General features: G+C 68.4%; 13 protein-coding genes. 2 read left to right on the forward strand and 11 right to left on the reverse strand.

Going from position 1 to position 13,923, the window contains the following annotated elements:
- Positions 1 to 9 precede the first annotated feature (9 nt).
- From CKJ85_RS04585 to CKJ85_RS04610, 6 genes are all read right to left on the reverse strand, one after another.
- Positions 10 to 708 (reverse strand): 16S rRNA (uracil(1498)-N(3))-methyltransferase, encoded by a 699-nt coding sequence (locus CKJ85_RS04585; protein WP_095553576.1) that lies wholly within the window; start codon positions 706 to 708, stop codon positions 10 to 12.
- The gene (gene dnaJ, locus CKJ85_RS04590) at positions 708 to 1,847 is read right to left on the reverse strand and encodes a molecular chaperone DnaJ (protein WP_095546530.1); all 1,140 of its coding nucleotides are present in this window, start codon (positions 1,845 to 1,847) and stop codon (positions 708 to 710) included. The genes CKJ85_RS04585 and dnaJ overlap by 1 nt, the downstream gene beginning before the upstream one ends.
- A gap of 62 nt (positions 1,848 to 1,909) precedes the next feature.
- Positions 1,910 to 2,929 carry a heat-inducible transcriptional repressor HrcA gene (gene hrcA, locus CKJ85_RS04595; RefSeq protein ID WP_095553577.1) on the reverse strand — a complete coding sequence of 340 codons (1,020 nt, stop codon included), beginning with the start codon at positions 2,927 to 2,929 and terminating at the stop codon, positions 1,910 to 1,912.
- A gap of 31 nt (positions 2,930 to 2,960) precedes the next feature.
- Positions 2,961 to 4,112, reverse strand: coding sequence for a radical SAM family heme chaperone HemW (gene hemW, locus CKJ85_RS04600; protein ID WP_095553578.1), 1,152 nt, complete (start codon positions 4,110 to 4,112; stop codon positions 2,961 to 2,963).
- Between the two features lie 9 nt (positions 4,113 to 4,121).
- Complete coding sequence (locus CKJ85_RS04605; protein ID WP_095275579.1) at positions 4,122 to 4,790, reverse strand: hypothetical protein; 669 nt, start codon at positions 4,788 to 4,790, stop codon at positions 4,122 to 4,124.
- A 129-nt stretch (positions 4,791 to 4,919) separates the two neighbouring features.
- Positions 4,920 to 6,758 (reverse strand): long-chain fatty acid--CoA ligase, encoded by a 1,839-nt coding sequence (locus CKJ85_RS04610; RefSeq protein WP_095553579.1) that lies wholly within the window; start codon positions 6,756 to 6,758, stop codon positions 4,920 to 4,922.
- 70 nt (positions 6,759 to 6,828) lie between these two features.
- Between CKJ85_RS04610 and malQ the strand changes: the two genes are divergently transcribed.
- Entirely contained in the window at positions 6,829 to 8,994 is a 2,166-nt protein-coding gene (gene malQ / locus CKJ85_RS04615; RefSeq protein ID WP_369825020.1) for a 4-alpha-glucanotransferase, read from the forward strand.
- Positions 8,995 to 9,051: 57 nt separating this feature from the next.
- Here malQ and CKJ85_RS12095 read toward each other — a convergent pair whose 3' ends face one another.
- The 3 genes from CKJ85_RS12095 to CKJ85_RS04630 are packed head-to-tail and all read right to left on the reverse strand — an operon-like array spanning position 9,052 to position 11,451.
- Positions 9,052 to 9,195 carry a hypothetical protein gene (locus CKJ85_RS12095; RefSeq protein WP_095553580.1) on the reverse strand — a complete coding sequence of 48 codons (144 nt, stop codon included), beginning with the start codon at positions 9,193 to 9,195 and terminating at the stop codon, positions 9,052 to 9,054.
- A 4-nt stretch (positions 9,196 to 9,199) separates the two neighbouring features.
- A complete protein-coding gene (locus tag CKJ85_RS04625; protein ID WP_095553581.1) occupies positions 9,200 to 9,403 on the reverse strand; it encodes a hypothetical protein in 204 nt (67 codons plus the stop codon).
- A 23-nt stretch (positions 9,404 to 9,426) separates the two neighbouring features.
- Positions 9,427 to 11,451 carry a M3 family metallopeptidase gene (locus CKJ85_RS04630; RefSeq protein ID WP_095553661.1) on the reverse strand — a complete coding sequence of 675 codons (2,025 nt, stop codon included), beginning with the start codon at positions 11,449 to 11,451 and terminating at the stop codon, positions 9,427 to 9,429.
- Between the two features lie 31 nt (positions 11,452 to 11,482).
- Between CKJ85_RS04630 and CKJ85_RS04635 the strand changes: the two genes are divergently transcribed.
- Positions 11,483 to 12,793, forward strand: a complete 1,311-nt coding sequence (locus CKJ85_RS04635; RefSeq protein WP_095553662.1) for a carboxylesterase family protein — start codon at positions 11,483 to 11,485, stop codon at positions 12,791 to 12,793.
- Here CKJ85_RS04635 and idi read toward each other — a convergent pair.
- A complete protein-coding gene (gene idi / locus CKJ85_RS04640; protein ID WP_095553582.1) occupies positions 12,790 to 13,341 on the reverse strand; it encodes an isopentenyl-diphosphate Delta-isomerase in 552 nt (183 codons plus the stop codon). The genes CKJ85_RS04635 and idi overlap by 4 nt on opposite strands.
- Positions 13,341 to 13,886, reverse strand: coding sequence for a hypothetical protein (locus CKJ85_RS04645; protein ID WP_095535429.1), 546 nt, complete (start codon positions 13,884 to 13,886; stop codon positions 13,341 to 13,343). Before CKJ85_RS04645 ends, idi begins: the two co-directional genes overlap by 1 nt.
- Positions 13,887 to 13,923 lie beyond the last annotated feature (37 nt).

Genomic DNA, 13,923 nt, shown 5'->3' on the forward strand with positions numbered 1-13,923 from the left:
TCCTCAACACTACCAGCGAGACGTCAACGCGCCGATGGCGCAAAGTGCCGCGAACCCGGCGCTCGCTGTGCGCAGGACTTGCGGCCCCATCCGCACGGGGTGGGCTCCGAGCAAATCTAACTCATCTTGGCCGATGCCGCCCTCCGGACCGACGATGAGGAAGACCTCTTCGCCGAAATTAAGGTCCTTGATGGAGTCGGTCGCATCTTCGTGCAGCACGACCGCGGGCTTGCCGGCGATGAGGTCCTTGAGTTGGTTGGTCGTCACCGCGTCGTGGACCTTAGGCAGCCACGCCCGGCGCGACTGCTTCGCGGAGGCGGCTGCCTGGTTTTGCCACTTCTGCACCTGCTTCGCCTGCTTGTCGTTCCCCCACCGCGCGATGGTGCGGTGCGAGATCCAGGGAATGATGGCGTCCGCGCCGCCCTGCACGGCGAGGTCGACGGCCAGCTCGGCGCGCTCCGACTTCGGCACCGCTTGCACGAGCGTGACGCGCGGCGTGGGCGCGGCTTCGGTGTGTTCGGCCACCACGTCGCCGACGACACGGTCGCGCGAGCAGTCCCGGACGACGACTTCGGCGGCGTTGCCGTGGCCGTCGACAAGCATGATGTGCTCCCCCGGGCCGATGCGCTTGACGTGGGCGTGTTTCGCTTCGGCGCCGTCGAGCTCGCCGGAGCTTGGCTGCGCGGCGTAAAAATACGGCAGGCTCATCAGCGGCGGAACTTACCACGCATGCGGGAGAAGAAGCTTTCCCCGCCGGACTCCTCGCTGGAGTGCACGCGCGCCTCGTCGTCGTGTGACTCGCGCAGCTGCTCCAGCGCGGCGCGCTCGTCCTTGTTCAGATCGGTCGGCACGACCACCTTCACGTGCGCAACCATGTCGCCCGCACCCTCGGCGCGCAGGCGCGGCATGCCTTCGCCGTGCAGGACGATCTCCTCGTCCGGCTGCACGCCAGCCGGAACCTGGATGGTGGTCTGCTCGCCGGCCAAGTTCTCCACGGCCAGATCGGTGCCAAGCGCAGCGTCATACATTGGCACGCGCAGCTGCAGGTGCAGGTCGTTGCCCTCGCGGGCGAAGACGGCGTGCGGGGCGGTGTGGACCTCCACGTAGAGGTCGCCGGCCGGGCCGCCGCCGTGGCCGACCTCACCCTGGTTGGCCATGCGGATGCGCATGCCGGACGCGATGCCGGCCGGGACATTCACGGTGAGGTCGCGGGTGGTGCGCACGCGGCCGTCGCCGGCGCACTGGCGGCACGGGTCCTTAATAATCTCGCCGTAGCCGTGGCACTTCGGGCACTCGTGGGTGGTCATTACGTTGCCCAGGAAGGACTGCTGCATCTCCTGCACCGCGCCCTGACCCTGGCAGTAGTCGCAGGTTTCCGGCTTGGCGCCCGACTCGGAGCCGGAGCCCTGGCACTTGTTGCACAACACGGCGGTGTCCACGGTGACGTCCTTCTTCACACCGGCAAACGCCTCTTCCAGCGTGATCTGGGTGCGCAGCAGGGCGTCGTTGCCCGGCTGCACGCGCGAACGCGGCTCGCGGCCCGCGCCGCCCCCGCCGAAGAACGCCTCGAAGATGTCGCCGACGCCGCCGAATCCACCGAAGCCGCCGCCGGGCCCGGCCGCGCCGCCCTGCTCCATTGGGTCTCCGCCGCGGTCCACAATGCTGCGCTTCTTCGGGTCCAGCAGGACCTCCTGCGCCAGCGAAATGTCCGCGAACTTCTCCGCTGCCTCCTCGGACGGGTTCACGTCCGGGTGGTACTTGCGGGCGAGCTTGCGGTACGCCTTCTTAATCTCTTGCTCCGTGGCTTCCCGGTCGACGCCGAGAATGCCGTAGTAGTCTCGTGCCAAAGTATTTACCCTTTCAGATTTATAGAGGTGTGAGGAAGTGCTCCGCCCGCTGGTCGCGGCTGCTATTCGCCCCGCAGGATGCGGCTAATGTATTGGGCCACGGTGGCAACCTTTTGAATCGTACCGGGGTAGTCCATGTACGTCGGACCGACCACCCCGAGTCCGCCAAGTGCCTCGTCGCCCGCGCCATATGCAGTAGTAACAATCGCCGCCTGGGAAAATTCCTCGTTTTCGTTCTCCCGCCCGATCCGCACGGACACCCGCTCCAGATCTTGCGCGCTGGCCAGGAGCTTCAGCACGACGACCTGCTGCTCCAGGGCCTCGATCACGTTGTGCAGGTCCGCCAGCCTGTGCACGGTCAGATTGCCCGCGCCGGCGATGAGCAGGCGGTCCGCGGTCGTGTCCACCAGCGTGTCCACGAGGACGGCGGCGCAGCGCCCGACGGCGTCGGCGAGTTCGCGCGGGGCCCTCGCGTGCAGCGCGGACAGCCCGGCGGCGGCCTCGCGCATCGTCCGGCCGACGAGGACGTCGTTGAGGAGGTCGCGAAGGACGGGCACGTGGGCGTCGACAAGCGGCCCCTTGAGCTCGACATTGCGCTGGTCGACGCGCCCGGTGTCGGTGATGACCACCAGCAGCAGGCGCGTCTGCGTGAGCGAGACAACCTCGCAGTGCTTCACGCGCGACAGATCGAGGTTGGGCAGCTGCACCACCGCAGCCTGGTTGGTCAGCTGGGCGAGCAGCTGGACGCTGCGGCGCAGCACGTCCTCGAGGTCCACGCCGTGCTCGAGAAAGTCCAGGATGGCGTGGCGCTCGGCGACGGAGAGCGGCTTGACGTCATCGTGCAGCGCGTCCACGAACGCGCGGTACCCGGCCTGTGTGGGGATGCGGCCGGAGGAGGTGTGGGTTTGGCTGATGTAGCCCTGTTGCTCCAACACGCTCATGTCGTTCCTGATGGTCGCCGAGCTCACGCCGAGCCCGTGGCGCTCCACCAGTGCCTTCGATCCGACTGGTTCTTGCTGCGCGATGTAGTCTGCAACGATTGCGCGCAGCACCGCCTTGCGGCGGTCATCAGCAGCACTCATTAGCACTCCCTCTCATCGACTGCCAGCTATCCTACTCGGCGGCCAGAATATCGGTCACGATGCCGTCGGCAAGCAATCGGCCCGCATCCGTCACCGCGATGCGCTCGCCCGCGGTGAGCAGGCCGCCGCGCACATGCTTGTCGACGACCCCGCGCGCCCCCTCCCCAACCCAGCCGGCAGGGATACCCTCCTTGAGCCGCAGACCGAGCATCACCTGCTCGTCGTGGTGCTCCGCATCCGTCACCGTCTCCGTGAACCCGATCGGCAGCTCGCCGCCCCGCAGGGTGTCGGCGTAGCGCTCTGGGCGCTTCACGTTGGCGAAGCGCTCGCGGCCGATATAAGAGTGCGCCCCCGGACCCGCGCCCCACCATTGACCATCGCGCCAGTACAGCAGGTTGTGCCGGCACTCCCCGCCCGGCTTCGACCAGTTCGACACCTCGTACCAGCCAAACCCCGCGCCCTCGAGCGCCTCGGCGATCAACTCGTAGCGGCGCGCGTACACCTCCTCCTCGGGCGCCGGAAGCTCTCCGCGGCGCACCTTGCGCGCCATCGCGGTGCCGTCCTCCACGATGAGCGAGTACGCGGACACGTGGTCCACGCCCGTGGACAGGATCGCGTCGAGCGTTTTGCGCACGTCATCGTCCGTCTCCGTCGGGGTGCCGTAGATCATGTCCAGGTTGACGTGGTCAAACCCGGCGGCGAGCGCCTCGCGGGCAGCGGCGACAGCGCGCCCCGGCGTGTGCGCGCGGTCCAGCACCTTGAGTACGGGCGTGGAGGCGGACTGCATCCCGAGCGACACACGAGTAAAACCGGCCTCGCGCAGCCCCGCGAAGTAGTCGGGGCTGGTGGACTCAGGGTTGGACTCCGTGGTGACCTCCGCATTCGGCGCGAGGCCGAAGGTGTTGCGGACGGCACCCAGCAGGCGCGACAGCCCGTCTGCGCCGAGCAGCGACGGGGTGCCCCCGCCCACAAACACCGTATCCGCGCGCGGCGGGGTGTGCTCGCCCCGCGCGGCGGCGGTGCGCGCGGCGGCGAGCTCCAGCTCGCGCTCGATCGCGTCCAGGTACTCCGCGTGCGAGGACGCTACCTCGGTGGGCGTGTACGTATTGAAGTCGCAGTAGCCACAACGGGTCGCGCAGAACGGGACGTGAAGGTAGACGCCAAAAGAGTCGTGTTCAGCCATACGGCCAGTTTAGGCACCGCGCCGGGAGCGCTTCGCCGCGACCTTCTCCACGATCCGGTTGATGCGGGCGCGCTCGTCCAAAAACTCCGGCGGGTTGGTCCCGCGCATGGTCCGCACGAACGCCGGGTGGTCGACGCACACGGTCTCCACCCACCCCTCGACGGCAGCCTCGACCAGCTCTGAGACGGTGGCGTAGAGGTGCGGCAGGCTCACCGCGCCGAGCTCGCGGGCGACCATGTCGGTCTGCTCAAGGGTGTAGGCGACAATCTCGGTGAGGTGCTGGACGGTGAGGTCGGTGCGGCCGGTGAGCGCGTCCTCCATCGTCTGCACGGAAAACGGCGCGGAGAGCGGGAAGAGCTCTTCCAGCCCGGTGGCGTCGAGAAGCTCCGGCTCGGGGACCTTCTCCTCGGGGCAGGCGGAGGCGGACAGGACGCCCGCGCGCATCCCCGAGGTCAGCGCCTGGCGCAAGCCGATGAGCTCGCCGACCACGCGGCGCGCGTCCACGCGGGCGTCGTCGGCGATCTCCACAAACTCAGCGAGGCAGTCGTCCGTGAGCTCGCCGTCGTAGTCCGCGACGGCCTCTGCAATGTGCTCGATGTACTCGGCGACCTCGTCGCCGATGTTGTAAATCTCCTGCGTGAGCTCGCGGTGCCGCAGCATTGCAGCCGTCTTGTGCACGGACAAGCCCCCTTTTGTATTGCTCAGGACGAGTTACGGATTTGCTGGGAGCAATGCTAAGGCACGCGCGCGCCCCGGCGCGGAAGGCGCGCCGAAGCTACGCCGCACCCACCCCGCCCCCGGCGGGCGCTACCGCTCGTAGAGCTTGTCGATGTCCTCGCGGAAGCGCTGGAAGACCACGTTGCGCTTGACCTTCATCGTCGGCGTCATCTCGTTGTCGCGCTCGGAGAGGTCGCGGTCCAGGATGCGGAACTTCTTAATCGCCTCGGCGTGCGAAACGGTCGCGTTGGCCATGTTGATCGCGTCCTGCACCTCCGCGCGCAGGCTGGCGTCCTGGGCGAGCTCTGAGAGCTTCTTCTGCTCCGGGATGTTGTGGGTGGCCTTCCAGCGGGCCAGCTCGTCCTCGTCCAGCGTGACCAGCACGCCGATAAATGGCTTGCCGTCGCCGACGATGAGCGCGTTGGAGATCAGCGGGTCCTGGCGGATGATCTCCTCCATCGGCCCGGGCGAAACGTTCTTGCCGCCCGCGGTGACAATGAGATCCTTCTTGCGGCCGGTGATGCGCACGAAGCCCTCGTCGTCCACCTCGCCCAGGTCGCCGGTGTTGAACCAGCCCTCGTCGAACGCCTCGGCCGTGGCGTCCGGGTTGTTCCAGTACTGCTTGAACACGCCGGGGCCGGAGAACTCGATCTCGCCGTCGTCGTTGATCCGCACCGAGTAGCCGTTGACCGGCGGGCCGACGGTACCGATCTTCTGCCCGACCTTGTTGTTCACACACGCCGCGGCGCAGGTCTCGGTCAGCCCGTAGCCCTCGTAGATGGGCACGCCCATGCCGCGGAAGAAGTGCGACAGCTCGGCGCTCATCGCGGAGCCGCCGGTAATTCCGTAGGTCACGGCGCCGCCCATGGCGTCCTTGAGCTTGGAGTAGACGAGCTTTTCAAACACCTTGCGCTTCGCCTTCTGCACGCGGTTCGGCCCCTCCGGCGTATCCAGCGCCTTGGAGTACTCGATGGCGGCGCGCTCGGCCTCGAGGAAGACGCGCTTGCCCACGGCAGAGCCGTCGGCGGCCTTGTTGTAGGCGGTGTTGCGCACCTTCTCAAACACGCGCGGCACGCCGAGCACCATGTTCGGCCGGGCACGCTGCAGCTCCACCGTGAGGGTGGAGGTGTCGGACCAGTGCGACTGGGTCGCGCCCGCCATCGCCAGCGCCAGCGACACCGCGCGCTGCAGCACGTGCGCGAGCGGCAGGAAGGTGACAACGCGCTTGCCGGGCACGGCGACCTCGCCAATCTCGTTCTTAATCAGCGCCGAGGTCTGGTAGGCCCAGTTGCCGTGCGTGAGCTCCACGCCCTTCGGCCGGCCGGTGGTGCCCGAGGTGTAGACGATCGAGCCGATGTCGTCGTGGGTGATGGCGGCCACGCGGGCGTCGATAAGCGACTGCTCCACCTCGCGCCCCTCAAACTTGAGCGTCTCCACGCCCGAGGCATTAAATTCATAGACCTTGCGCAGCTGGGACGTGGAGCCCGCCAGCCGCGGCGTGCCATCCTCCTGCAGCACGAACGAGCTGATCAGCTCCGTATGATCACGCGTCTCCGTCAGCGCCAGCTTCGCGCCGGAATCCTCCAGAATCCACTGGATCTGCGACATCGAGCTCGACGGGTAAATCGGCACCGACGCCGCCCCGGCTGCCCAGATGGCAAAGTCCATCAGCGACCACTCGTAGCGAGTCGCCGATAGGATAGCCACGCGATCGCCGGGCTCAATACCAGCCGCCACCAGGCCCTTCGCCGCCTCGTAGACTTCTTCGAGGAACTCGCCGGCAGTCACGTTCACCCAGTCGTAGTTACGCGGGCGGGAAAACAGCACCGTGTGCGGGTGCTCCGTGCACAGCGTGATCAGCTGGCTCAGGCAGTTTTCCGACGCGTCGAGCTCGAATCCGAGGTCCGTGGTGAAAGAATTCTGTGACATAAGCCCTCACCCTACCGCGTTAACAGCTGCTCGGCCCCGCTCCGGGCGAGCGCGCGGCGCGTTTGGCACAATGTTCGTTGTGTTCACTGTGATGAATGAAGAACTCCTGCTGTCACTCGCCCGGTCGTACGGCTTTGGCACCTCCTACCGCTCCGACGTTGGGAAACTTGTTACGCCGCCGGCGCAGTCCTTCATGAAACTGCTGCGCGCAATCGGCGTGCCCCTGTCCGAGTCCCCTTCGGACGAGGAGCTCCAAGAGCTTATCGACGCACGCGCGACCGCCCTGGCGACCCGCCCCCTCCCCCTGACTGTGGTCGCCACCGCGGGCGAGGAACAGCACTTCAACGTCCACGTCAAGGACGGCCACTACGCGCACTGCTGGATCCGCCTGGAGGACGGCTCCTCGCGCGACGCCTACCAGGACGAGAACTGGGCGCCGCCGACCACCGCCGCCGACGGCACCGTCTGGGGCGAGGCGACCTTCCACGTCCCCGGCGACCTGCCCGAGGGTTGGCACGAGCTGCACCTAGAGTCCGACGACCTGGACGAGGTCTGCCCGCTCATTGTCGTGCCGGCCCGCCTGACCACCAACGAGGCGCTCGAGCGCCGGCCCGCGTACGGCGTGATGGCGCAGCTCTACTCCGTGCGCTCCACGCAGTCCTGGGGCATCGGCGACTTTGAAGACCTCGCGCGCATCGCCGAGGCTGTCGCCGCCGAGGGCGCGGACTACCTGTTGATCAACCCGGTGCACGCGGCGCAGCCCGTCCCGCCGGTGGAGGACTCCCCGTACCTCCCCGCCTCGCGCCGCTTTGTCAATCCCATCTATATTTCCGTCGAGGCAGTCCCCGAGTTCACCAAGCTCGGCGTGGAAACGCGCGCGGAGGTCAACCAGCTGGTCAGCCCGCTGAAAGCGATGAACCACACCGCCGACCCGCTGGATCGCAACGCCGTGTTTGAGGTGAAGCTCGCGGTCCTGCGCGAGCTGTTCTACCTGTCCCAGCAGGACCCGGGGCGCTCGCACGATTTCGAGCTGTACACCCTGGACGAGGGCGAGGGCCTGCGCGAGTTCGGCGAGTGGTGCGCTGTCCAGGCCGACGCGGCCGAGCACGGCCAGCACGCGGCGAAGGCCGCCGACGAGGAAACGATCCAGTTCTACATGTGGCTGCAGTTCATCGCGGACGAGCAGCGCCGCGTCGCCCAGGACCGCGCGCTGGCCGCCGGCATGCGCATCGGCATCATGACGGACCTCGCCGTGGGCATTCACCCGGACGGCGCGGACGCGCACACGCTGGCTGATGCGCTGGTTGCCGACGCCTCGGTTGGCGCGCCGCCGGACATGTACTCCCAGCAGGGGCAGGACTGGTCCCAACCGCCGTGGAACCCGGAGGCACTCGCCCAGCAGGGGTACGGCCCGTGGCGCGACTTGCTGCGCACGGTGCTGCGCCACTCCGGCGGCATCCGCGTCGACCACATCCTGGGTCTGTTCCGCCTGTTCTGGATGCCGCGCGAGGACACGCCGGCCGACGGCCTGTACATGAACTACGACTACCGGGCGATGGTGGGCATCCTCCTGCTTGAGGCGCAGCGCGCAGGCGCCGTGGTGATCGGCGAGGACCTGGGCACCTTCGAGCCGTGGGTGCAGGACGTGCTGCGCGACACCGGTGTGTTCGGCACGACGGTCCTGTGGTTCGAGGCCACCGATTCCGACGACCCGCGCCCGGCCGACCAGTACCGGGCGCTGGCGCTGTCCGCCGTTGGCACGCACGACCTGCCGCCGACCGCCGGATACATGGAGGGCGTGCACAACGAGCTGCGCTCCCGCCTGGGCCTGGTGGCGGAGTCGCTCGAAGAGCTCAACGCCGAGGACGGCGTGTGGATCGGCCGCGTGCTCAACCAGGTGCGCGCCGAGGGCGCGTTCGCGGGCACGCCGTTCGCGGACACCGACTTTACCCAGTACGACCTCGGCGAGTTCGACAGCGCGGGCTCGCTGGATGACCTGCTTGTCGGCCTCACCCGCTTCATCGCCTCGACCCCGTCCGCGATGACGTGCACGAACCTCGTGGACATGGTGGGCGACCGCCGCATCCAAAACCAGCCGGGCACCAACGCGCACCAGTACGCAAACTGGTGTATCCCCCTCACCGATGCCGCGGGGAAGCCGGTGCTTATCGACGCCCTGCCGTCCCACCCCCTCTTCCACCGGGTCGCAGAGGCGTCGCGGCGGCCGCAGCGCTAGCTTGGCCGCTGTGCGCCGCCGCCGGCGCAGGTCTCGCGCAGGAGCGGGCTCGGCGTGCTACACCAGGCCGCCGACGATCGCCGCGATAACGACGAGCGCGAGCATCACGTACAGTGCCTGCGTCACCCGCGACTGCGGGTACTTGCGCTGCTGCCGTGGTAGGCGCTGATCCTGCTTGCGCAATTCTTCCGGGTTTGCCATGGCGCTAGTGTACTTCCCCATCCGCCGCGGCCGAAACTTCGCCGTGTGCGCTTCCGGTCTGTTGTGCACTTTTGGTCCCGCGAGTTCTGTCGCGCAGGAACGCCAGCCAATCCGCCACGCGCAGCATCGCCCACGCGGCGAGCCCGGCCGCCGGCAGCGCGACGGCAAGCACGATCGGGAGCTGGAGCCAGGGGCTCAGAGCAAACATGAAGGTCCCTCCTCCGTGTACGTCTACGCGCGCCCAGTGTTGGACCCAGCGTTGGACGCGATGTCGGTGCCCTCGAGCCCACGCCGCACGAGCAGCGGGCGCGTATCTTTCTCGCGGCCGCGGAACGCCGTGTACGCCTCGGTGTAGTCGCGCGCAGCGCCGCGCGACAGGATAGCGTCGCGGAACTTCGCGCCGGTCGCCCGGTTGATGCCTTCCTCCTGCACCAGGTCGTACCCGTCCGCGTCCAGTGCTTCGGCCCACAGATAGGAGTAGTACCCGGCGGAGTAGCCGCCGGCGAAGATGTGGTTGAACCACGTCGAGCCGTACCGGGGCGTGAGTCCGGGAACGTCGAGGTGGTAGCGCCGCAGGACGTCCTCTTCGAAGGCGTCGATGTCGGTCGGGGTGGCGTCGGTAAGCGAATGCCACTCAAGGTCGATGGCGCTGGCGGCGAGGTACTCGGCGGTGGCAAAGCCCTGGCCAAACTGGCGCGCGGCGCGGACGGACTCGAGCAACGCGGGCGGGATCGGCGCGCCGGTGTCCACGTGGCGGGCGTAGTTGCGCACGATTTCGGGCGCGAACGCGTAGTTCTCGTTGATCTGCGAGGGGAATTCCACCCAGTCCCTCGGGACATTAGTGCCGGACAGCGACGGGTAGCGCACGTTGGAGAGCAGACCGTGCAGCGCGTGGCCGAACTCGTGGAAGACGGTGGTGACCTCGTCGATGGTGAGCAGTTCGCTATTCACACTCATGACGTTGACCACCACCGGTGCCGTGCCGGCGAGCCGGGACTGGTCCATGAACGAGCTCATCCACGCCCCGCCGCGCTTCGTCTCGCGCGCCGAGTAGTCCGTGAGCAGCAGGCCGAGACCCGTGCCATCTTCTTCCTTGACCTCCCACACCTGCACGTCGTCGCGGTAGCCGCGCAGGTCCTCGCGGCGCGTGACGGTGATGCCGTAGAGCAGGTTCGCCGCGTAAAACACGCCGTCCTCCAGCACCTGCCAGAGCGGGAAGTAGTTGCGCAGCTCGGCCTCGTCCAAGTTGAGTTCCTCGGCGCGGCGCTGCGCCGCCCAGTACGGCCAGTCCGCACCGTCAGGGCCATCGGGGCTCCCAAGCTCCGCGCCGCGCGACCGCGCGAGCTCGCCGGCGAGCTTGCGTTCCGCCTCCGCGTTCGCCGCGGCAGCCGGAGCCAGGTCCGCGATCAACGCGCGGGCCGCATCGGCGGTGCCAGCGGTTTCCTCCGCAATCACGTAGTCCGCGTGCGTGTCGTACCCCAGGAGCTTGGCGCGCTCCTGCCGCAGCGTGACCGTCTCCACCACAATGTCAACGTTTGACTGGGCACCGCGCTGCTGGGAGGCGTCGAAAAGCGCGCGCCGTGCCGCGGGGTCCTCCAGCTCAGCCTGCAGCGACTGGGTCGTGGGAAGTTCGAGGGGCACGATGTACTCGCCGCTTCCGTCGTCTGCCGCGAACGCGTCGAGCTGGTCCTCGCTAAGCCCCGCGAGCTCGTCGCGCGAAAGCCGCACGGCGAGGCGCTTCGTATCGGCGAGCAGGTTGCGGCCGAACTGCTCCGAGAGCTCGGACAGCCTCCCGTTGATAGCCGCCAGGCGCGCCTTGCCGTTCGCGTCCAAGTCCGCGCCGCGGCGGACGAAGCGGCGCACGAGCAGCTCGTGCAGGCGCCGCGACTCCTCGTCATCGGGCACCGCCACCGCGCGCAGCCGGGAATACAGCTCCGCGTTTTGGTAGATCGCGTCCGTGTGGGCGGACAGCTGCGGGACGATGCGGTCGGCTACGGCGTCAAACTCCGCGGTGGCGTCAGTCCCCTGCAGGTTGAAGAACCAGGCGAGCACGCGCGTGAGGTCCTGGCCCGCGAGCTCGAGCGCCTCGACGGTGTTTTCCCAGTTCGGCGACTCCTGCGCGCAGATTTCCGCGATCTCCGCGTCGTGGCGCGCAAGCGCTTCCGCAAACGCGGGCTCGACGTGCGCGAGCCTGATGTGGGCAAAGTCCGGCAGCTGGTACGGCAGCTCCGACGGGGCAAGCAGTGGGTTGGTCATGGCGGCCATCATAGGCGGTTACGATTGCGGCATGATTACGCGCGAAACTCAGGTCACTTGCCCCGCCGGCGCTATCGTCGGCACCAGCGACGGAGCAGTCCGCGAGTTCCATTCGATCCCGTACGCGCGTCTCAACGCCGCGTTCGACCCGCCCGCTCCAGCGCCCACGGGCATGCTTATCGACGCCACTACTCCCCTCCCCCACGCCACCCGCCTGAGCATCACCGCCCCGGAGGGCGCTCGCAGAAACGACGACCTGCCGGTGCTGGTGTGGATCCACGGCGGCCGGTTCGAGGAGGGCACCCACGCCGATGACCGCGCCAACGGCCCCGCCTTCGCCCGCGACGGGATCATCCTGGTGCAGGTGGGGTACCGGCTGAAGTTTCCGGGGATGCTGCCGGTGGGCGGTGACGCCCCCGGCCAGTACCGGGCCGTGCAGGACTGCGCGGCGGCGCTGAGCTGGGTGCAGCGCAACATCGAGGCGTTCGGCGGGGACCCCACCAACGTCACCGTCGCGGGCCAAAGCGCCGGAGCGGACATCGCCGTCTGGCTGTGCCGGCGCGACCACTACAAGGGCGAGTTCCGTCGCGCGGTGGCGGCGTCGCCGGTGTTCCCGCGCCGCGGGATGGACTCGCGCCGGTGGGCGGCGCGCGGCGCAATCGGGGGCGCGCTGCTGCGCGAGGACCTCAACCCGCGCTACGCCCGCTCGCCGCAGCGGTTCGACCGCGCCTACCGCCGCTTCCGCACGCAGTACTTCACCGACATCGCGCTCGGCCCGTTCCCGTTGGAGCCCGCGAAGCTCGCTCGCGTCCCCCTGGTGGTCACCTCCACCCGCGACGAGTTCTTCCCCAACGGCGCGTTTGCGGACGGCACCGCCCTGGCCACCCCCGTGGCGCGGGCGTTGGGCCGGCACATGGGGTTGGCCAAGGGGCGCGTCGGCGAGTACCTCGGCGCGGCGTCGCGCATGGACCCGGACCACGTGGTGGGGCGCCTAATTTCCGACGCCATGTGCCGCCGCTGGGTCGACGACATTGCTGAGGGCGCGCCGGGAACGGTGTGGCAGGCGGAGCTCGTCGCCAGCGCCGACCTCCCGGCGCACCACGCCGCCGACCTCGCCCCCGCGTTCGGCGCCGATGGCGCCTACGGCACCGGGCTCAACCGGTGGCTCACCCAATTGGTGCGCGGCGGCGACGTCGGGTGGGAGCCCTACAGCGGCGGCACGCGCGCGGGGACGGGGCGGACCGCGCTGCGCGTGGCGCTGGACGGCTCGGGCGCGCAGGAGGTGACGGATCCGCTCGGCTACCTGCGGGGCGCGTTCAGCCCCGTGGCCCACGAGCTTTAGTTGGAGCCGGGCTCGGTGAGCGCGCGGCGCAGGCGCGGGTCCGCGAGCTCATCAACGAGCCACGGCGAGAACACGAACGGGGTGGCGTCGACGGCACGGATGAGCGCCTCCGGCGCGACCCAGTCCCAGGAGTCGACCTCGTCCGGGTTGGCGTTCAGCGCCGCGCCCGGCGCGAGACGGGCGACGTAGACCGGGCAGCACTCGTTTTCCACGATGCCGGAGGAATCAACGGCGCGGTAGCGGAAGTCCGGCAGGATCTCCGTCAGTCCGTTGATCGCAGCAATGCCCAGCTCCTCGGTGGCGCGGCGGCGCACCGCGTCGGCTACCGCTTCGCCCGGGCCCGGGTGGCCGCAAAAGGAGTTCGTCCATACCCCGGGCCACGCAATCTTGGAAAGCGCACGGCGCGTGAGCAGCACCTCGCCGTCGGCGTTGCGCAGCCAGCAGGAGAACGCGAGGTGCAGCGGGGTGTCGGTGGTGTGCACGATGGCTTTGTCGGCGGTGCCGATTGGGGTCCGCGTGGCGTCGACAAGCACTACTTGCTCGCGCATTAGTTGTTCAGATTCCCCTTGAAGGTGACATTACCGATGGTGAACTCGGCGTCCCACAGATTGCCGGTGGACACGTTGAAGGCATACTTCGCGTTCGTGGTGGCGCCGGGGCCGAGCGGCAGGTCCACGCCGACGATCTCCACACCGGCGTTCTCGCCGCTCATCGGGTCGGCATTTTGCATGTTGTTGTTGCCGGAGTTGTAGCGCAGCTTCGGGGTGAGGGTGTCCGCGGGCATGGGGACCTCACTCTCGTTGGTCACAGCTACGACGACCACGGTGCCGCCACCGGGCGCAGCGCTGGTGCCCTGCCACTTGTAGGAGAGGTCCATCGCCGGGTCCTCCACGCGCTCGCCCGTGATCTCGTCGCTGATTAGCGGGTCGGTCTCCTCGGCCTTGAACTCTGGCGCGGGGGCGCCAGTCGGCGTCGTGATCTCGATTTCAGATTCCTTCGCCTCCTCGCTCTCGTTGCCGCTCACGCACGCGGACAACGCAAAGACGGACGTGGCGGCAAGCAGCACGGCGGTGAGCTGCGAACGGTGTGACATAAACGCCTCTTTTACCTCGTTGTGGCACTGCACTGAA

Origin of the sequence: Corynebacterium sp. NML 150383 (assembly GCF_002285085.1) — a bacterium.
In the GTDB taxonomy this organism is placed as follows: Bacteria; Actinomycetota; Actinomycetes; order Mycobacteriales; family Mycobacteriaceae; genus Corynebacterium; species Corynebacterium gottingense.